Origin of the sequence: Pusillimonas sp. DMV24BSW_D, from assembly GCF_011388195.1 — a bacterium.
Lineage (GTDB): Bacteria > Pseudomonadota > Gammaproteobacteria > Burkholderiales > Burkholderiaceae_B > Neopusillimonas > Neopusillimonas aestuarii.
In genome coordinates, this window is sequence record NZ_CP049990.1 from 1,981,563 (window position 1) to 1,998,738 (window position 17,176).

At 55.3% G+C, this 17,176-nt stretch carries 18 protein-coding genes; 7 read left to right on the forward strand and 11 right to left on the reverse strand.

Annotation, left to right across the window (positions count from 1 at the left end):
* Nucleotides 1–221: 221 nt before the first annotated feature.
* Nucleotides 222–1,094 (forward strand): EcsC family protein, encoded by an 873-nt coding sequence (locus G9Q38_RS09655; RefSeq protein WP_166130372.1) that lies wholly within the window; start codon nucleotides 222–224, stop codon nucleotides 1,092–1,094.
* Here G9Q38_RS09655 and G9Q38_RS09660 read toward each other — a convergent pair.
* Nucleotides 1,091–2,293 (reverse strand): alpha/beta hydrolase family protein, encoded by a 1,203-nt coding sequence (locus G9Q38_RS09660; RefSeq protein WP_166130375.1) that lies wholly within the window; start codon nucleotides 2,291–2,293, stop codon nucleotides 1,091–1,093. The two genes, G9Q38_RS09655 and G9Q38_RS09660, sit on opposite strands and share 4 nt — an antisense overlap.
* Before the next feature lie 174 nt (nucleotides 2,294–2,467).
* Here G9Q38_RS09660 and G9Q38_RS09665 point away from each other — a divergent pair, with 174 nt between their 5' ends.
* Complete coding sequence (locus G9Q38_RS09665; protein ID WP_166130378.1) at nucleotides 2,468–3,112, forward strand: nucleotidyltransferase family protein; 645 nt, start codon at nucleotides 2,468–2,470, stop codon at nucleotides 3,110–3,112.
* Between the two features lie 43 nt (nucleotides 3,113–3,155).
* A complete protein-coding gene (gene argG / locus G9Q38_RS09670) occupies nucleotides 3,156–4,499 on the forward strand; it encodes an argininosuccinate synthase (RefSeq protein WP_166130381.1) in 1,344 nt (447 codons plus the stop codon).
* A gap of 68 nt (nucleotides 4,500–4,567) precedes the next feature.
* Here the strand turns inward: argG and argF are convergent, their stop codons facing one another.
* The gene (gene argF, locus G9Q38_RS09675; RefSeq protein WP_166130383.1) at nucleotides 4,568–5,512 is read right to left on the reverse strand and encodes an ornithine carbamoyltransferase; all 945 of its coding nucleotides are present in this window, start codon (nucleotides 5,510–5,512) and stop codon (nucleotides 4,568–4,570) included.
* A 119-nt stretch (nucleotides 5,513–5,631) separates the two neighbouring features.
* Here argF and G9Q38_RS09680 point away from each other — a divergent pair, with 119 nt between their 5' ends.
* Together G9Q38_RS09680 and ltrA are read left to right on the forward strand one after the other, a co-directional pair.
* Nucleotides 5,632–5,931 carry a DUF3579 domain-containing protein gene (locus tag G9Q38_RS09680; protein ID WP_119441328.1) on the forward strand — a complete coding sequence of 100 codons (300 nt, stop codon included), beginning with the start codon at nucleotides 5,632–5,634 and terminating at the stop codon, nucleotides 5,929–5,931.
* A 416-nt stretch (nucleotides 5,932–6,347) separates the two neighbouring features.
* Nucleotides 6,348–7,718, forward strand: coding sequence for a group II intron reverse transcriptase/maturase (gene ltrA, locus G9Q38_RS09685; RefSeq protein ID WP_166130386.1), 1,371 nt, complete (start codon nucleotides 6,348–6,350; stop codon nucleotides 7,716–7,718).
* 249 nt (nucleotides 7,719–7,967) lie between these two features.
* Here the strand turns inward: ltrA and rpsT are convergent, their stop codons facing one another.
* The 9 genes from rpsT to G9Q38_RS09730 form a co-directional block, all read right to left on the reverse strand.
* Nucleotides 7,968–8,234, reverse strand: a complete 267-nt coding sequence (rpsT, locus tag G9Q38_RS09690) for a 30S ribosomal protein S20 (RefSeq protein WP_114420612.1) — start codon at nucleotides 8,232–8,234, stop codon at nucleotides 7,968–7,970.
* 53 nt (nucleotides 8,235–8,287) lie between these two features.
* Nucleotides 8,288–9,844 carry a murein biosynthesis integral membrane protein MurJ gene (gene murJ / locus G9Q38_RS09695; RefSeq protein ID WP_166130388.1) on the reverse strand — a complete coding sequence of 519 codons (1,557 nt, stop codon included), beginning with the start codon at nucleotides 9,842–9,844 and terminating at the stop codon, nucleotides 8,288–8,290.
* Nucleotides 9,845–9,853: 9 nt separating this feature from the next.
* Nucleotides 9,854–10,612, reverse strand: coding sequence for a 3-hydroxyacyl-CoA dehydrogenase (locus tag G9Q38_RS09700; RefSeq protein WP_166130391.1), 759 nt, complete (start codon nucleotides 10,610–10,612; stop codon nucleotides 9,854–9,856).
* A 16-nt stretch (nucleotides 10,613–10,628) separates the two neighbouring features.
* Complete coding sequence (gene adk / locus G9Q38_RS09705) at nucleotides 10,629–11,285, reverse strand: adenylate kinase (protein WP_166130394.1); 657 nt, start codon at nucleotides 11,283–11,285, stop codon at nucleotides 10,629–10,631.
* Nucleotides 11,286–11,378: 93 nt separating this feature from the next.
* Entirely contained in the window at nucleotides 11,379–12,143 is a 765-nt protein-coding gene (gene kdsB, locus G9Q38_RS09710; protein WP_166130396.1) for a 3-deoxy-manno-octulosonate cytidylyltransferase, read from the reverse strand.
* On the reverse strand, nucleotides 12,140–12,337 hold the full coding sequence (locus G9Q38_RS09715) for a Trm112 family protein (RefSeq protein WP_114420617.1): 198 nt from the start codon (nucleotides 12,335–12,337) through the stop codon (nucleotides 12,140–12,142). Before G9Q38_RS09715 ends, kdsB begins: the two co-directional genes overlap by 4 nt.
* A gap of 43 nt (nucleotides 12,338–12,380) precedes the next feature.
* Entirely contained in the window at nucleotides 12,381–13,478 is a 1,098-nt protein-coding gene (gene lpxK / locus G9Q38_RS09720) for a tetraacyldisaccharide 4'-kinase (RefSeq protein ID WP_166130399.1), read from the reverse strand.
* Nucleotides 13,479–13,484: 6 nt separating this feature from the next.
* A complete protein-coding gene (locus G9Q38_RS09725) occupies nucleotides 13,485–13,889 on the reverse strand; it encodes an ExbD/TolR family protein (RefSeq protein ID WP_166130402.1) in 405 nt (134 codons plus the stop codon).
* A 2-nt stretch (nucleotides 13,890–13,891) separates the two neighbouring features.
* A complete protein-coding gene (locus G9Q38_RS09730) occupies nucleotides 13,892–14,518 on the reverse strand; it encodes a MotA/TolQ/ExbB proton channel family protein (RefSeq protein WP_166130405.1) in 627 nt (208 codons plus the stop codon).
* Nucleotides 14,519–15,059: 541 nt separating this feature from the next.
* On the opposite strand from G9Q38_RS09730, the gene xseA reads away from it, so the two are divergent.
* Both xseA and sodB read left to right on the forward strand, forming a co-directional pair.
* Complete coding sequence (xseA, locus tag G9Q38_RS09735; RefSeq protein WP_166130407.1) at nucleotides 15,060–16,424, forward strand: exodeoxyribonuclease VII large subunit; 1,365 nt, start codon at nucleotides 15,060–15,062, stop codon at nucleotides 16,422–16,424.
* Between the two features lie 73 nt (nucleotides 16,425–16,497).
* Nucleotides 16,498–17,076, forward strand: coding sequence for a superoxide dismutase [Fe] (gene sodB / locus G9Q38_RS09740; protein ID WP_119440627.1), 579 nt, complete (start codon nucleotides 16,498–16,500; stop codon nucleotides 17,074–17,076).
* The last annotated feature ends 100 nt before the right edge of the window (nucleotides 17,077–17,176 follow it).

Genomic DNA, 17,176 nt, shown 5'->3' on the forward strand with positions numbered 1-17,176 from the left:
AACTCCTGTAAGAAAAATTGGCGAAGGGTATTCGCCCGGTTGCCAGAAAGGTTAGTACGCTTCCTGTTCAGTGGCATTAACGACGCGGCGAAAATAAACTTTAGGGAAGCTGAATGAAATTTTTTTCAGGTCATGTTTGTCCCGCAGTATCATCAGGGCGTAATGTGTGCTTGAGTCCGGCTTGCCTGGGGTCATGACACTTTGATTTCTTTGGAGTTTTCATGAACGAATTCGTGTCGTTTCATGCCGATCCCCATGCTGTTTTCGGCCAGCTGGCGCCGGATGACCTGGCGCAGTTGCGCTATGCAAAGGCTTTGTTAGAGCATCCCGGCCTGGCCACGCGCATTACCAGCGTCATTGGCATGCCGATTGAAAAAGGCCTGGCCCGCTTGCCGGCGTCATGGTCGAACAAGATTGGGGTGGTGACTGAAAAGGCGTTACGCAAGGCGTCGAACGCGGCGCTGTATACCTTAACGGATGTGCCGGGAAAAGCGGCATCGAATCGCTGGCATCAGGTGGGTGTGGCGGTGTCGGGCGGTGTAGGGGGCTTCTTTGGGTTGGCGGCGCTGGCGGTGGAGCTGCCTATTTCCACCACCATCATGTTGCGCTCGGTAGCCGATGTAGCGCGCAGCCATGGTGAGTCTCTTTCTTCTGAGGATACACGGCGTGCGTGCATAGAGGTGTTTGCCCTGGGCGGGAAAACACAAGATGACGACGCCGCCGAAAGCGGGTATTTCGCAGTGCGCACGGTGCTGGCGCAATCCATTACAGAAGCAGGGCGGTATGTGGCGGAAAAAGGCCTGGTAGAGCAAGGTGCACCAATTATGGTGCGGCTCATTGCCAAGGTGGCCAAGCGCTTTGGCGTGCAGGTAACCGAAAAAATGGCGGCGCAGGCCATTCCCGCTATCGGTGCGGCCGGCGGGGCGGCCATTAATACCTTGTTCATGGACCATTTCCAGGAAATGGCTCAAGGCCACTTCATCGTGCGCAAGCTGGAGCGTCAGTATGGGGCGGAATTGGTACGTAAGGTTTATGAGGCATTACCGAATGAACCCAGGCAACGGACACGTGTAAAAGGCGCACCCAAACGCTAGTCTTTAAACAGGGTATCCAGCCAATCGTAAGCGTGCTGGTGGTAAACCGACCTGGCCATGGCTTCGCAATGGTCGCCGGCACCTTCCTGTGCCGTAAAACGTTTAAAGGTTTTGGGTGCCTCAATGGCGTTGAACAGTACGTCGGCAGCCCCTGCAATAGGGTCGTTTTCAGCCTGGGTAATGAATGCCGGGCATTGAATTTGGTGTACGCAGTCCGACACGGTGAATTCGGCCAAGGCTTTGACATATTCCGTGAATGAACTCACGCCATGTACCCAGAACCCGCGTTGCACCAGGGTCCATTTTAAGGCGGGGTTGTGTTCAATGGCCTGCATAATGGGGGCATTGGCTTCTTCGGGCACGTTGGGCAGGGCGGCCACCAGGTCTTCGGCACCCATGCGTTTCAGCATGCCGGCGATGGCGGCGGTCATGTCCCATTGGCCGGGGTCGGCAATCAGGGCTTTAATACGGGGTTCACCGGCAGCGGCACGGGGCGCCAGGAAGCCGCCGAAGCTCCAGCCGGTCAGGGCCACTTTGCTTGCGTCGATATCGGGGCGAGTCAGAATGTGGTCCAGCACGGCGCCCACCACGTTCTCCCAATCGGGTCGTAACGTTAAGCCGTGTTCTATTAGGGGCGCGCCTTGGCCGGGGCCGTCGAAGGTCAGCACATGATAGCCGCGCCGCTGGGCGGAGACGGCGTGGGCATAATGCATGGTGTGCAGGGTGTCGTCGTACCCATTGGTGCAAATCAGTAATGGTCGTTTGCCGTGACCTCCGCTGTAGAAATAGCCGGGCAGGGTGGTGTTTTCAAACGGCATGGTTTGCACCTCAATGGGCGGGCTGAACAATTGCGTGGCACAGTGAAAGGTGCGCGCTTCGTTCCGGTAGGCTTCAAGCACACGGGGGTCGGTGGGAGCGCCGAACAGTAGAGGGTAAGATGTTCTGTAGTAGGTAGCGGCACGTTGGTAAAGCTGTCGGGCGCTAATTAAATGGCCTTTATTCCGGCATTCTCCGGCTTGTTCATAAAGACGGTTGGCCAGCGCGCACCATTCACGGTACCAGATGTCGGTGTCACCGGCGGGAATGCGCGGCGCTAGCGACAGCACTTCGCCCAGTTCGCATCCACCTTCGGCAATATTCATTAAGGCGCGTTGGGCCCAAACTTCGAACTGAGGGTCGTTGAATCCAAGTTGCAGCATGATGGGTTGAGTCCTTTCCGAAGATACTGAAATGTGTTTGGTGCTACGCAGAGCCATGAAATTATTAAACATTACGCTAAATGTCTACCGTAACCTTACCTATTCGCATTAGGTTAGATTCTGTTACTATTTTGAAATATTATTAATATCCAGATTCGAGGCAAACAGCAGGTTATGGTTTTTTCCAGTACACCGTTCCGCGAGGTTGCCTGCGTTGTGTTGGCAGCCGGGTCCAGCCGCCGTATGGGCTTGCACAATAAGTTGCTTTTGCCTTACAGGGGTATGCCTATGGTGCGGCAGGTTGTGCTTCAGGCCCTGGCCTCAAACTGCAGTCGCGTTATTGTGGTGCTGGGGTACAACGCCCCTGAAATTGAGCAGGCCCTGGCAGGCCTGTCGGTACAGTTTGTCCATAATCCCGACCACATGCAAGGCATGGGCCATTCGGTGGCGGCGGGTGTTGGCTTGGTACCCGATACGGAAGGCGTACTAATCTGTTTGGGCGATATGCCACGTGTTAATGCGGCAGCGTTGAACGCGCTAATGGACGCCTTTCAGTTGGATGAAACCATTGAAATTTGCCGGCCGCGCTACAAAGGGCAGCCGGGCAACCCTATTTTGTGGGGGCCGTCGTTTTTGCCCGCCCTTAGCCGATTGCAGGGCGACGAAGGCGCGCGCAGCATTTTGCAGGCGCACAGCGCTGACATACATTGGGTTAATGTTGAAACTGACGGCGTGCTACAAGACGTCGATCAGCCCAACGACTTGCCTGCATTGGGTATGACCTTACCGCGCTCGAAAGACGGCGCCATGGCCTCGTAGTAGAATCTACCCTTTACCCAATCGATCTATTTCGGCGCAAATAATGACCACAATTCTTCAAGACGTTCCTGTTGGCCAGAAGGTCGGCATTGCCTTTTCCGGCGGCCTCGACACCAGTGCCGCTTTGCTTTGGATGCGGGAAAAAGGCGCAATTCCTTACGCATATACCGCCAATTTGGGCCAGCCCGATGAGCCCGATTACGACATTATCCCCAAGCGCGCGCGCGAGTATGGTGCAGAAAACGCCCGCTTAATTGATTGCCGCCCGCAATTGGTGGCCGAAGGGATTGCGGCGTTGCAGTGCGGTGCATTTCACGTCACCACCGCCGGTATTACCTATTTCAACACCACACCTATTGGTCGTGCGGTAACCGGCACTATGTTGGTGGCGGCCATGAAGGAAGACGACGTTCATATTTGGGGTGACGGCAGTACGTTCAAGGGTAACGATATCGAGCGGTTTTACCGCTATGGCTTGCTCACCAACCCCGATCTAAAAATTTACAAACCCTGGCTCGACCAGGTCTTTATCGACGAGCTGGGCGGGCGTGCTGAAATGTCGGAATACATGCAAAAGCATGGTTTCGGCTACAAAATGTCGGCCGAGAAAGCCTATTCCACCGACTCCAACATGTTGGGTGCGACACACGAGGCAAAAGATCTGGAATACCTGAACACCGGTATCAAGATTGTTCAACCTATTATGGGTGTGCCTTTCTGGCGTGATGACGTTGAAATCAAGCCCGAAACTGTCACCATTCGTTTCGAAGAAGGGCAACCCGTTGCATTGAATGGCAAAACGTTCAGTGATGCGGTTGAATTGGTCATGGAGGCCAACCGCATTGGTGGGCGTCACGGCCTCGGGATGAGCGACCAAATTGAAAATCGCATTATCGAGGCCAAAAGCCGCGGTATTTACGAAGCCCCGGGCATGGCGTTATTGTTTATTGCCTACGAGCGCCTGGTTACCGGTATTCACAACGAAGACACTATCGAGCAATATCGCATGAACGGTTTGAAGCTGGGCCGTTTGCTGTACCAGGGCCGCTGGTTCGACCCGCAAGCCATTATGCTGCGCGAAGCTTCGCAACGCTGGGTGGCCGGTGCGGTTACCGGTGAAGTGACGGTTGAGCTGCGCCGTGGGAATGATTACTCCCTGCTGGACACGACCTCGCCCAACCTTACTTATCAGGCTGAGCGGCTTACCATGGAAAAGGGCGAATCGGCCTTCTCGCCGCGCGATCGCATTGGACAGCTTACGATGCGGAACCTGGATATTGTGGATACACGCGACAAATTGCGAACTTACCTTGACGTGGGTTTGCTAACGTCGAAGAAAGGGGCACCGTTGCCTACGTTGAAAGACGCGAGTAAAGACAAGTCGTAAATGGTTAAAGAGCCCTTTTCAGGGCTCTTTTTTTGTTGGGGCTGGTTCAGACGGCTGTTTAATCTGCTTTAACCGCTGCGTTTACCCAACAACAAAAACTCCATCAGCGCTTTTTGTACGTGCATGCGGTTTTCCGCTTCGTCCCACACCACGCTTTGCGGGCCGTCTATTACGTCGCCGGTTACCTCTTCCCCGCGGTGAGCCGGCAGACAGTGCATGAAAATGGCTTTGGGGTCGGCCACCGCCATCATCTCTTCATCAACGCACCAGTCGGCAAAGGCTTTACGACGGGCTTCATTCTCTTCTTCGTAACCCATGCTGGTCCAGACATCGGTGGTTACCAGGTGCGCGCCCTTGCAGGCTTCCATGGGGTCGCTAAACACGCGTAATACGCTTTCCGGAGGTGTGCCGATGCGCTCGGGGTCCAGCTCGTAGCCGACCGGGGTTGAAATATGTAGCGTAAAGCCCAGCATTTCGGCGGCCTGAAGCCATGTGTACGACATATTGTTACCGTCGCCGATCCACGCAACGGTTTTGCCTTCTATGGGACCCAGGTGTTCTATAAATGTGAAAATGTCAGCCAGGATCTGGCAGGGGTGAAACTCGTTGGTTAGGCCGTTGATAACCGGCACGCGTGAGTGGGCGGCAAAGCGTTCAATACGCGTTTGCTCGAAAGTGCGGATCATGACCAGGTCGACCATGCGCGATACCACGCGCGCGGTGTCTTCAATGGGTTCAGAACGCCCAAGTTGGGAGTCGCCTGTTGTTAAGTGAATGACCGAGCCGCCCATTTGATACATACCCGCTTCAAACGAGACACGGGTACGGGTGCTGGCTTTTTCAAACACCATCGCCAGGGTGCGGTCGTGCAGGGTGTGGTGCGGTTGATAACGCTTGAATTTGTCTTTAATGAGGCGCGCACGCTCAAGCACATATAGGATTTCGTCGTGAGTGAAGTCGTTGAATTGCAGGAAGTGGCGCAAGGGCGCTGCGGGAGACTGGGTTTGAGACATGATCAACCTTGATTCGCTTGCAAAGAAGTTTAATTGAGTATGATAAACAATTTTGGGGTGGCCCTGCGATTCGGCGCCTAAAGCAGTACAATGCAGCCACGCAAAATTCCCGTGAAAGTATCGTGCAGCAGTTCATTATTTACGGCGTAACGGAGTCCGGCCAGCGTTTTCGGCCAAGCGATTGGGCCGAACGCCTTGCAGGGGTCATGTCACAGTTTCGGCCACCTGGTATGCCCGCCAACCGTCTTACGTATTCCCCTTATGTACTGCCTACCTATATTGATGGTGTGCGTTGCGTAGCGGTTGATCCACGTTTGCGCGATCTCGAACCGCTAGCCTGGAATTTTGTTGTGGATTTCGCCCGTAGCAATAAGCTGAAAACGGCAGAAGTAGAGGCCCCGCCAGAACGCCCGGACTAACCGGGCTTTTTTGTGCGCCCAGCATGGGCGCACTCCTGCGGGTGCAAGTCCCGCCATAAGTTGATCACAGCGAATGAAGTGAAGCGCAACTGCGTGAGGGTGACCGAGCGTGGGGAGGAAGCGTGGAGCATAAGCTGCGAGCCGATGAACAAGAATCGGATAGAAGGCGTCATCAAGCAGGGCGAGCGGGCAAAAAGCCGTGAAGCTGTTGTGATCAAGGCGAGGTGGCGTAAATCCGGCGGTTGTGCAGTGAAGGAGTGCGTTCTTACCTGGGGAACCCTCGCCTTGATCCTGAAAGGGTAACGGCGTCGAGCCGGAGCGAGGACTCAGCAGAGGTCATAGTAGTCGTAGTAGCAGGGCCGCTAAGGCCGGGAACGAGGCGACGAAGGACCAAACGAGAAGGAGTATGACTCGACATGTCGATGCAATTCGTATTGCCTCAGATGTCCACGTTAGTGGAGCGGGCGGGCGTAGTCAGCGGTGAAGCCGCTGGTGGTCCTGTCAGCGAGGAAATGGGCTGCCCGCGATATGGGAATGAGAGTACAGGGTTGGCGCTGCTGCAAGCGGCGCTGACAAGAGAGAACCTGCAAGCGGCGTTCAAGCGGGTGCGGGCCAACAAAGGCGCAGCCGGCGTGGACGGATTGGACATAGACCAGACTGCCCGTCGCCTGGTGACCACATGGCCTGTCATTCGTGCCGAACTGCTTGCGGGAACGTACCGGCCCAGTCCGGTACGACGGGTGATGATTCCCAAGCCTGACGGTAGCCAGCGCGAGCTGGGTATCCCGACGGTGACGGATCGTCTGATCCAGCAGGCGCTGCTGCAAGTACTGCAACCCTTGCTTGACCCCACTTTCAGCGAACACAGTTACGGCTTCAGGCCGGGGCGCCGTGCGCATGACGCGGTTCTGGCCGCGCATTCGTACGTGCAGTCCGGTCGCCGTATCGTGGTGGACGTGGACTTGGAGAAGTTCTTTGACCGGGTCAACCACGACATTCTGATTGACCGCCTACAGAAACGCCTGGCGGATGCTGGCGTGATCCGGCTGATTCGGTCGTATCTGAATAGCGGCATTATGGATGGCGGCGTGGCCGTCCAACGGTATGAGGGTACGCCGCAAGGCGGGCCGCTCTCGCCGTTGCTGGCCAACGTGCTGCTCGATGAGGTGGACAAGGAGTTAGAACGCCGGGGTCACTGCTTCGTGCGTTACGCTGATGACTGCAACGTTTACGTTCACAGCCGTCGCGCGGGTGAACGGGTAATGGGCTTACTGCGGCGGCTATACGCCCGGCTGCGCTTGAGGGTCAACGAGATCAAAAGCGCGGTCGCCAGCGTGTTTACCGACCGCAAGTTTCTGGGCTATAGCTTCTGGGTGGACCCTAAAGGGGAGGTCAAGCGTCGGGTGGCGACCAAAGCGCTCGCCACGTTCAAGCAATGTGTGCGGCAACTGACGCGCCGCTCGGGCGGGCGCAGTATGCAGCAGGTGGTTGATCGGCTCCGAGTGTATATCCTGGGATGGAAGGGCTACTTCCGATTGGCGCAAGTCCACCAGGTCTGGCGTGGGCTGGACAAGTGGATTCGTCATCGGTTAAGGGCCATTCAGCTCAGGCAATGGAAACGAGGCAAGACGATGTTCCGGGAGTTGCGCGCCTTGGGGGTGAGTTTTACTGTCGCCCGATGGGTGGCGGCAAATTCCCGCAGCTGGTGGCGCAATAGTGGCGGGTCACTCAATGCGGCCTTGCCAATTGCCCACTTCGACCGACTCGGTGTTCCCAGACTCTCTTAAGCCTCAACTTCTCGAACCGCCCGGTGCGCACCCGCATGCCGGGTGGTGTGGCAGGGGTGCAGTTCACTAGAACTGCCCCCTATGCCGATTATACCTGCACATTGTTGTTTGTTTCGGGCAAAAAAACAGGGTGCTGAAAAAGCACCCTGTTTGCGGTAACGTAACGTGCCAAAATTATTGGCTGGTTACCTGTTTTGTTCTGACAGTGTTTACTGACAGCTTTTTGCCAATTAAACCGTGCCGACTTCCTTAGGAAGCCATAGCTTTCACAGCAGCAGACAGGCGGCTTTTGTGGCGGGCAGCTTTGTTTTTGTGGATGATTTTTTTGTCGGCAACGCGGTCGATAATGCTGGCGGTGGAGCGCAGAACGGTGTTCGCAGCTTCCTGGTCGCCTGCGTCGATTGCCTGGCGAACACGTTTAATAGACGTGCGCAGCATGGAACGCAAGCTGGAGTTATGCTTGTTCAGTTTAATCGCCTGGCGGGCGCGTTTACGTGCTTGTGCGGTATTGGCCATAGTTATTTCGTACGGATTAAGTGTGTTTAATTAGCAAAGACAAAGATTCTAACTTAGGCAGCCCTTTTTGTAAAGTCGCGTGGGCGAAAACCAAATAGAAACAACACCGCAAAATAAGCCGCGCCGGCCAGGGCGATGGTGCCCAGCAAAAGGGCAACGCGCAAGCCGGCTGATAAGGCGGGGTCCACCCAATTTACAGTGTGGTTTACGCTATAAAGTACGGCCCCCATTGCCAGCAGGGCGGGAAGGGCGCGCAGCATAAATAGGCCCCAGCCCGGCGCCGGCTTGTACGTGCGGCGACGTAGCAACAGGGTAAGCAGCAATAGGGCATTCACACTGGCACCCAGCCCGATTGAAAGCGCCAGACCGGCGTGATCGAATAGAGGAACGAAAATCAAATTGAATAATTGGGTGAGTACCAGCACGACCAGGGCAATTTTCACCGGGGTACGAATATCTTGTTTGGCGTAAAAGCCGGGAGCCAGAATCTTGATTGCCAGCAGACCCACCAACCCTGCGGAATAAGCCATGGCCGCCACCTCGGTTTGCGCGACATCGTAAGCGGTGAAGGCGCCGTAGTTAAATAGGGTGGCCACCATCCCCTCGCTGAGCAATGCCAGGCCCAAAGCCGCGGGTAACCCTAATAAAACAACCAGACGCAGCCCCCAGTCGAGCAGGTGGTTGTAACGATCGTAGTCGCTTTGCGCATGGGCAGCCGATAAGCTGGGGAGCAGCACCGTGCCCAGCGCCACGCCCAGCAAAGCAGTGGGAAATTCCATGAGCCGGTCGGCAAAAGACAGCCATGTCACGCTGCCGGCTGCCAGCCAAGTGGCGATATTGGTGTTGATGAGCAAGGAGATTTGCGCTACCGAGACCCCCAGGATTGCGGGCAGCATCTGGCGCATGATGTAGCGCACGGTGCTGTCTTGCAAGGACTGGCGCAGGCGAAACGAGTAGCGTGGCAATAAACCCAGGCGCGCCAGGGCGACCCATTGGACGGCTAACTGTGCCACACCCCCGGCAAGAACTCCAATTGCCAGGGCATAAATAGGCGTGCTGAAGTGGGGCAGCAGAAACAGGCACGCCAGAATCATGCAAAGGTTAAGCAGCACGGGTGTAAAGGCCGGCACCGCGAAGCGCCGCCATGTGTTCAGCACACCTGAGGCAAACGCTACCAGTGACATGCACAAAATATACGGGAACATGGCACGAGTCATCCAAACCGCCGCCTCGAATTCGGTTTGGCGATCGGGATTCAACATGCCGCTGGCCATAGCGCTGACCACCCAGGGTGCAGCCAACATGCCGATTAATGTCACGGTCATCAGCACAACCGTTAACAATAATGCCACCCGATCCAGTAATTCGCGTACCCGCTCCGGGCTTTCCTGTTCACGTGTTTGCCCCAGAATAGGCACAAACGCTTGGGCAAACGCGCCTTCCGCAAACAAACGGCGTAATAGGTTCGGGATGCGAAAGGCTACCCAAAAGGCGTCAGTCAGGGGGCCTGCGCCAAACGAGCCGGCAATAAAAATATCGCGAACCAAACCAGTGATTCGCGATAGCAGGGTAAAGCTGCTGACTGTTGCCGCAGACCGGAACAAGCCCATACTTTTAATTTATTTTGGTGCCATGCGAATGGCGCCGTCCAGACGAATCGTTTCGCCGTTCAGCATTTCGTTGGTCACAATGCTGTGCACCAGCTTGGCGTAGTCTTCCGGGGTGCCCAGGCGGGAGGGGAAGGGAATGCTGGCGGCCAGCGAGTCTTGCACCTCTTGGGGCATGCCGTACACCATGGGGGTGCCGAAAATGCCTGGGGCAATGGTCATGCAGCGAATGCCCAGTTTGGAAAGGTCGCGCGCAATGGGAAGCGTCATACCCGCCACACCGGCTTTCGATGCGGCATAGGCAGCTTGGCCAATTTGGCCGTCGAAGGCGGCAACGGAAGCGGTATTAATCAATACACCACGTTCGCCGGTGGGTTCGGGTTCGTTTTCGCTCATGGCGGCAGCCGCCAAACGCGACATGTTGAACGTCCCCACCAGATTCACCATAACGACTTTCTGGAATGTTTCCAGGGCGTGAGGGCCGTTTTTGCCCACTGTGCGCGACGCTGGGGCGATACCGGCACAGTTCACCAGGCCGAACAGGCGACCTTGTTGACGCGCCGCCTCAATAACGGCTTGCGCATCGGCTTCCTGGGTCACGTCGCAGTGCACATAGGTTTGGCCGAGCTCTTTGGCCAGTGCCTGGCCGGGTTCGTCTTGCACATCGGCCAAGACGACTTTGGCGCCTTCTTTAACCAGCATACGTGCGGTTCCGGCGCCCAATCCTGAGGCACCGCCGGTGACGATGAATACTTTGTCTTTGATGTCCATGTTGCTCCTTTACGCTTTACTTCTTCAGGATTGCAAAAATACGGTTGCGAATTTCTTCCACGCTGCCTACACCTTGAATCTGGTGGAACTGTGGGGCGGCGGCATCGTTCGATTGTGCCCATCCAGAGTAGTAATCCACCAGAGGGCGGGTTTGCTCTTGATAAACGGCCAGACGATGGCGTACGGTTTCTTCCTTGTCGTCGTCGCGCTGCACCAACGGTTCACCGGTGACATCGTCGGTGTCGGGTGTTTTGGGTGGGTTGAATTTTACGTGGTAGCTGCGGCCGCTGGCAGGATGGACACGCCGACCGCTCATGCGCTCGATAATGTTTTCTTCGGGCACAACCATTTCGACGACGAAGTCCAGCGAAATATTCGCTTCTTTCAAGGCATCCGCCTGCGGAATGGTGCGCGGAAAGCCGTCGAACAGGTAGCCGTTGCGGCAGTCATCTTCCTGCAGGCGGTCTTTAACCAGGCCGATAATGATGTCGTCGGAAACCAGCCCGCCGGCATCCATGATTTTTTTGGCTTCCAGGCCCAGCGGGGTTTGTGCTTTTACCGCCGCCCGCAACATGTCGCCCGTGGAAATTTGGGGAATGCCAAATTCCTGGGTAATAAACGTGGCTTGCGTGCCTTTGCCGGCACCGGGTGGACCGAGCAGGATCAGTCGCATGGAAATACCTCCGTAAAAACTTCTTCTTTCTGGTGTTTTGTTTTGTCGCGACGCAGCAATATAACCGCCGGACACCTCGTTTTGAACACGCTTTTATAACCGATTTGCGAAAATGGCGCGTACGCGTTCCAGATCGGCGGCGGTATCGACCCCCGCAGCCGGATGAGCTTGCGCAATGTGAACCGCTATCCCGAAACCATTCTCAAGCGCCCGCAACTGCTCGAGTGACTCGAACATTTCAAGTGGGCCGGTGGGCAAGTGCGGAAACGTGTTCAGAAAACCGACTTTATACGCGTAAAGGCCAATATGATGCAATGCGGGAAGATTGGGGGCGAGTACGCGGCTGCCATCGGCAAGCGCATCGCGCGCCCAAGGGATGGGCGCCCGGGAGAAGTATAAGGCTTGTTGCCGATGATTGCACACCACCTTGACAATATTAGGGTTGAACAGTTTATGTGCTTCGGTAATGGGCGAGGCGCAGGTGGCAATGGCCGCATCGGGTTGGCTTTGCAATAACGCGGCAACCTGGTTAATGAGTTCGGGGTCGATAAGGGGTTCGTCACCTTGCACATTTACAACAATGTCGTCGGGACTCAGGTTTAACTGCTGCGCAACCTCGGCCAAACGGTCGGTGCCGGTGGGGTGGTCGGCACGGGTTAATTGGCATTGAAACCCGGCATGCTCAACGGCCTGGAGAATGTCAGTGTCGTCGGTGGCGATAAGAATGCGGTCGGCGTTCGATTTGGCTGCTTGTTCAGCGGTACGCACAACCAGCGGCTTGCCGGCGATGTCGAGCAATGGCTTGTTGGGTAACCGGGTGGAAGCCCGCCGTGCGGGGATAATGGCGGTAAAGCTCACGAATTTGATGTGCTCTGTGTCGCATTCGACTCATTCAGGTCACGTGCCTCGTTTTCCAGCATAACCGGAATGCCGTCGCGAATGGGGTAGGCAAGGCGATCGGCCTTGCAAATGAGTTCGTGATTGGCATGATCGTGATGCAAAGGGCCTTTACACAAGGGGCAAACCAGCACTTCAAGTAGATTTGAGTCCATAACAGGTGTCCGTATGACGTATTGCGGGCAAGGAAACGGCGTTTTATCCGTTTTGCCCGGGCGCAGGGTTCGATTGTAGTCGCTTTAATAGCGTTTGTACCCATTGTGGATCCGAGAAGCGCGGTGCCACCTGTACCGACCATAATCGCGAGTCGGTGGTGTCCTGAAGTTTGACCGCGTCTTTATCGGTTACCAGGATAACCGCTTGATTTACTTCTTGCACAGCCGATGCAATATCGGGTGAATGGTCGGGTAGCGCAATGGCGGGGTCGGGGTTCAACCCTTGTTGTTTAAGCAGGCCGAAAAATCGTTGGGGTTGGCCAATAGCTGCGACAGCACCCAGACCGCGCTCCCGATGTTCTTTTACCCATTCCGGCCACGGCACGACTTGGCCGGTACTGATTTGGGTGCAACTGGTTGGCTGCAAACGCATGCGTACCCGTGCCACTTCCGTGTCGGGAGCACGCGGCTTAACCCCGTGAGTTTCGGGCTGGCTGCCTTCCTGAGGTGTGGGCCCTGATTGATGTAATACGATTAAGTCGACATTATTCAGTCGTGACGCGGGCTCGCGCAGCGGGCCGGCCGGCAACACACGTTCATTGCCCAATCCTCGCTCGTCTTGCACCACGATTTCAATATCGCGCGACAATGCCAGATGTTGTAGGCCGTCGTCCGACACCACAATGTCGACGTTGGGATAGGTTTTGACCAGTGACTGCAGGGCCAAACGTCGTTTTGGGTGAACGGCAATGGGGGTGCCTGTGGCTTGTGCGATCAGGGTGGGTTCGTCGCCAAACAGCTTAGGGTCCAAGATTCCTTTGCCGACGCGCGCTTGGTGTTGGGGAAGCTTTACCCCATATCCCCGACTGATTACCCCCGGCCGGCGTCCCAGGGCTTTCAGAGCGTTCACCAGCGCAATTACCACGGGTGTTTTCCCGGTACCCCCCACCATAATATTGCCAACAACGATAACCGGCACACCATAGGTGGGGTGGGCGGCAATGTGCGTATGGCGGCGACGCTTGATAAGAACCGCGGCCACCACCAGCCAGGACAGCGGCAATAAAAGTGTGCTGATCAGCCCTTTGCGCTGCCAGACTCGATGTGCGGACTGGGCGAGAAAGGTGTGCAGTTTCTGCATGGTTGTTTATTGTTGCGTAGCGAAATTAACGCGTTGAATGCCCGCCAGGCGGGCCGCCTCCATGGCTTTAACCACGTTTTCGTGCGCAGTTTGGGCGTCGGCATTAATGAGTAACACTGGTTCCGCTTGGTTGCCTGCAGCATTGTTCAGGGCGTTGGTCAGGCCTTGCGTGCTGGTGTCGGCAACTAAATTGGCGCCGAGCGCGAACAGGCCGTCTTTATTAATGGCTAAGCGGAGCGGGTTAGGGTCGATGGCTTGCGCGCCGGCCTGGGGTAGCGTGACGCTAAGCTGCTGAAAGCGTGTGAACGATGTCGTGGCCGCCAAAAAAATAAGGATGACCAGCAAAATATCGATGAGCGGGATCAGGTTGATCTCGGGCTCTTCATTCTGAATGCGGCGACGAAAATTCATATTCAGTTGGGAGACGAAGGCGTGCTGCGTAAGTCTTGCTGAAGAATTCGATCAAGCGTACTGGCTTGGTGTTCGATTTGATGCAGGAAATGGTCGACCCGAGCTCGGAAGAAACGATGAAAAATAAGGGCGGGCACAGCAATAATAATGCCGAAACCCGTGTTGTACAGTGCCACCGATATGCCGCGGGCCAGTTGGGCCGGGTCGCCGCCAGCCGGCGTATAGGACGCAAAGATTTCGATCATCCCTACCACGGTGCCGAACAAACCCAGCAAAGGCGATACAACCGCGATAGTTGCCAGGCTGGGAACATAACGGTTCAGGCGGTACGCGACATCTTTGCCGACATCTTCGATTGCCGCCTGGCGATAAATGGTGTCGTGTCGGCGCACAGCGATTACCTCGGCCAACACACGCCCCAAGGGAGAACTGGAGGCCAGTTTTTCCAAGGCATTGGAAGAGGGGGATTTTTGCCGCATAAGTTCGGTGACCCGGTCTAACAGGTGTTCGGGCACAATCAGTTTGGTGCGTAACGACAGGAAACGTTCAATGATAAGGGCAAGGCCCAGCACTGATGTCACAATCAGCAGCCAGATTGGCCAGCCGGCGTCATGAATGATTTGCAGCAAAACAGATCTCCGGACAATTATCCAATTCGATGGAACAGGGAAGCGCCCATTTTAAGCCGGAAGCGCCGGACAGCAACAATAAAGCCTCTGGAAAGTGATAGTTATCAAATTGTAACCTAGGAAATTTAGGCGTTTTGGAGGACAGATTGGCGTGAATAAAGGGTTTGCGAAGGGTATCCACAGAAACTGTGGATAATTTTGTGCAAAAGTATAGGCAACGCGTTGTTTTACGTGGTCTGGCAGTTCAGTGGTCAATAATCAGTCATTTCTTTGAAATATATAAAATTATTTATAATCAATGGCTTATATTGATAATTTAAAGTTTGATAAAAGATTATCCCCTAATCGGCTTGATATACGGCCAATTTGACATTCCCGGCTTTTCTGTGGATAGAAGTTACTTTTAAGGTCCGAGTCAGGGACGAATGCTATGATCAAGGCTAAGCTTTGTTTTTTTCCTCTGTTATTTGGCCTACGGCGTTTTTTTGCATTGAAATTTACACAAAGTTACAAATGTTAAGCCATTAGCCAAATCAAAATCATGCCGCCTGATTCTCTTGTTTTCACAAATGGTTCTACCCCAGCCGATTCGATCCTGACGGTAAGTCAATTGAATCGTGCGGTGGGTGCATTGCTTGAAGGGCACTTTGCGCGCATTTGGGTAAAAGGGGAAATTTCCAACTTCACTCAGGCAGCGTCCGGGCATTGGTACTTCACCATTAAAGACGACCGGGCGGCCGTGCGGGCCGTTATGTTTCGGGGGCGGGCGCAAACTGTTGGTCTCGTTCCCCGCGTTGGCGAGCAGTTCGAGTTTCGAGCGGTCGTTACATTGTACGAACCGCGTGGCGATTACCAACTGCAAATCGACACCCTGCGTCGGGCGGGTCAAGGTGATTTGCACGAGGCTTTTTTAAGGCTTAAGGCGAAACTGGAGTCGGAGGGTTTGTTTGATCCGGCACGTAAACGGCCGATACCGACCATGCCCAAGGCGGTGGGTGTAGTGACGTCGTTGGCTGCGGCTGCGTTGCGCGATGTGCTCACGTCATTCGCGCGTCGGGCTCCGCATATTTCCGTTGTGGTTTACCCTGCGCCGGTTCAAGGAGCCGATGCGCCTGCGGCTTTGGTGCAGGCGTTGGAAACCGCATACAGTCGGGCCGAGGTCGACGTGATCCTGTTGGTTCGAGGCGGGGGCAGTTTGGAAGATCTTTGGGCATTTAACGACGAGGCGCTGGCCCGAACGGTTGTGGCTAGCCCGGTCCCGGTGATTTGCGGGGTGGGTCATGAAACAGATTTCAGTATTGCCGATTTTGTGGCCGATTTGCGAGCACCCACACCCACTGCCGCCGCCGAGCTTTCGTGTGCGCCGCGCCAGGCCTTGCTGGAGCAAACCTTTGAATTTCATCGCGCGTTATCGCGGCACCAGCAACGGTTACTTGAGCGCCTTTCAATGCGGCTCGACCGTGCAATGTCACAATTGGTGTCACCCCGTCAGCGTTTGAATCAGCAGCGCGAAGGTTTGCAGTCGCTTGCCGCGCGCCTGCATCGTGCCGCCCGCAGAAATACCGAGCTTGAAGCGGCACGGTTGAATTTGTTAAAAACACGCTTGAATGCCGCGTTACCGTCGGTTGCGCGTCGGCGCCAGGAGCTTGATCGTTTAACCCAGCGCCTGGCGGCAGTGGGTTCACGCCAGTTTCGCCGGCCTCGGGCGCGGCTTGAGGCCGCGGAACAAACGCTGCAGGCGCTTAGCCCGAAGCATATTCTGGCGCGTGGTTATGCTCTGGTTCGCGACCAGAACGGGGTTCTGGTTAAAAATGCGTTAGACTTGAACGCAGGCGACCGGCTGTTGCTTGAGCTGGCTCAGGGCGCGGCCGATGTCGAAGTATTGAAAACGCGCAGCCTGTTATAGAAACGCTTAAAATATAGCGTTAACACAGGCTTTGTGATGTATTGTTCATTCACCTTTTATAAGGAAATTGATTATGGCTTTTACGCTTCCTGAACTGCCTTACGCGCTCGACGCGTTGGAACCCACCATTTCGAAAGAAACACTCGAGTTCCATTACGGCAAACATCACCAAACTTATGTCACGAACCTGAATAATCTGGTTGCCGGAACCGAGTTTGAATCGGCTTCCCTGGAAGATATTGTCAAAAAATCTTCCGGTGGTGTCTTCAACAACGCAGCCCAGGTTTGGAACCACACTTTTTACTGGAACAGCATGTCGCCCAATGGTGGTGGTGAGCCTTCCGGTAAGTTGGCCGAAGCCATCAATGCCAAATGGGGCAGCGTTGCCGCATTCAAAGAAGCCTTCAACAAGTCGGCCGCCGGCAACTTCGGCTCGGGCTGGACCTGGCTGGTAAAAAAATCCGACGGCTCGCTCGATATCGTGAACACAAGCAATGCCGCTACACCGCTTACGACATCTGATGCGCCGCTGCTAACCTGTGACGTATGGGAACACGCTTACTATATCGATTACCGTAATGCGCGTCCCAAGTATCTGGAAAGCTTCTGGAATGTGGTGAACTGGGATTTCGCGGCCAAGAACCTGGGTTAATATCAGGGGGGCAGTTTTCTCTGCAGCGCATTTTTCACTGATTTATTTCAGTGCTCCAACCCCTGCTGCGCGCTGCGTGGCAGGGTTTGTTTTTTCAAAA

Coding starts and splice junctions, on each gene's coding strand:
- argF (WP_166130383.1), bottom strand. CDS start 5,512: ATGTCTCAAACCCAGTCTCCCGCAGCGCCCTTGCGCCACTTCCTGCAA.
- rpsT (WP_114420612.1), bottom strand. CDS start 8,234: ATGGCCAATACCGCACAAGCACGTAAACGCGCCCGCCAGGCGATTAAA.
- G9Q38_RS09725 (WP_166130402.1), bottom strand. CDS start 13,889: ATGAATTTTCGTCGCCGCATTCAGAATGAAGAGCCCGAGATCAACCTG.
- xseA (WP_166130407.1), top strand. CDS start 15,060: ATGCCGCCTGATTCTCTTGTTTTCACAAATGGTTCTACCCCAGCCGAT.
- murJ (WP_166130388.1), bottom strand. CDS start 9,844: ATGGGCTTGTTCCGGTCTGCGGCAACAGTCAGCAGCTTTACCCTGCTA.
- G9Q38_RS09655 (WP_166130372.1), top strand. CDS start 222: ATGAACGAATTCGTGTCGTTTCATGCCGATCCCCATGCTGTTTTCGGC.
- G9Q38_RS09660 (WP_166130375.1), bottom strand. CDS start 2,293: ATGCTGCAACTTGGATTCAACGACCCTCAGTTCGAAGTTTGGGCCCAA.
- ltrA (WP_166130386.1), top strand. CDS start 6,348: ATGTCGATGCAATTCGTATTGCCTCAGATGTCCACGTTAGTGGAGCGG.
- argG (WP_166130381.1), top strand. CDS start 3,156: ATGACCACAATTCTTCAAGACGTTCCTGTTGGCCAGAAGGTCGGCATT.
- adk (WP_166130394.1), bottom strand. CDS start 11,285: ATGCGACTGATCCTGCTCGGTCCACCCGGTGCCGGCAAAGGCACGCAA.
- G9Q38_RS09700 (WP_166130391.1), bottom strand. CDS start 10,612: ATGGACATCAAAGACAAAGTATTCATCGTCACCGGCGGTGCCTCAGGA.
- lpxK (WP_166130399.1), bottom strand. CDS start 13,478: ATGCAGAAACTGCACACCTTTCTCGCCCAGTCCGCACATCGAGTCTGG.
- sodB (WP_119440627.1), top strand. CDS start 16,498: ATGGCTTTTACGCTTCCTGAACTGCCTTACGCGCTCGACGCGTTGGAA.
- G9Q38_RS09715 (WP_114420617.1), bottom strand. CDS start 12,337: ATGGACTCAAATCTACTTGAAGTGCTGGTTTGCCCCTTGTGTAAAGGC.
- G9Q38_RS09665 (WP_166130378.1), top strand. CDS start 2,468: ATGGTTTTTTCCAGTACACCGTTCCGCGAGGTTGCCTGCGTTGTGTTG.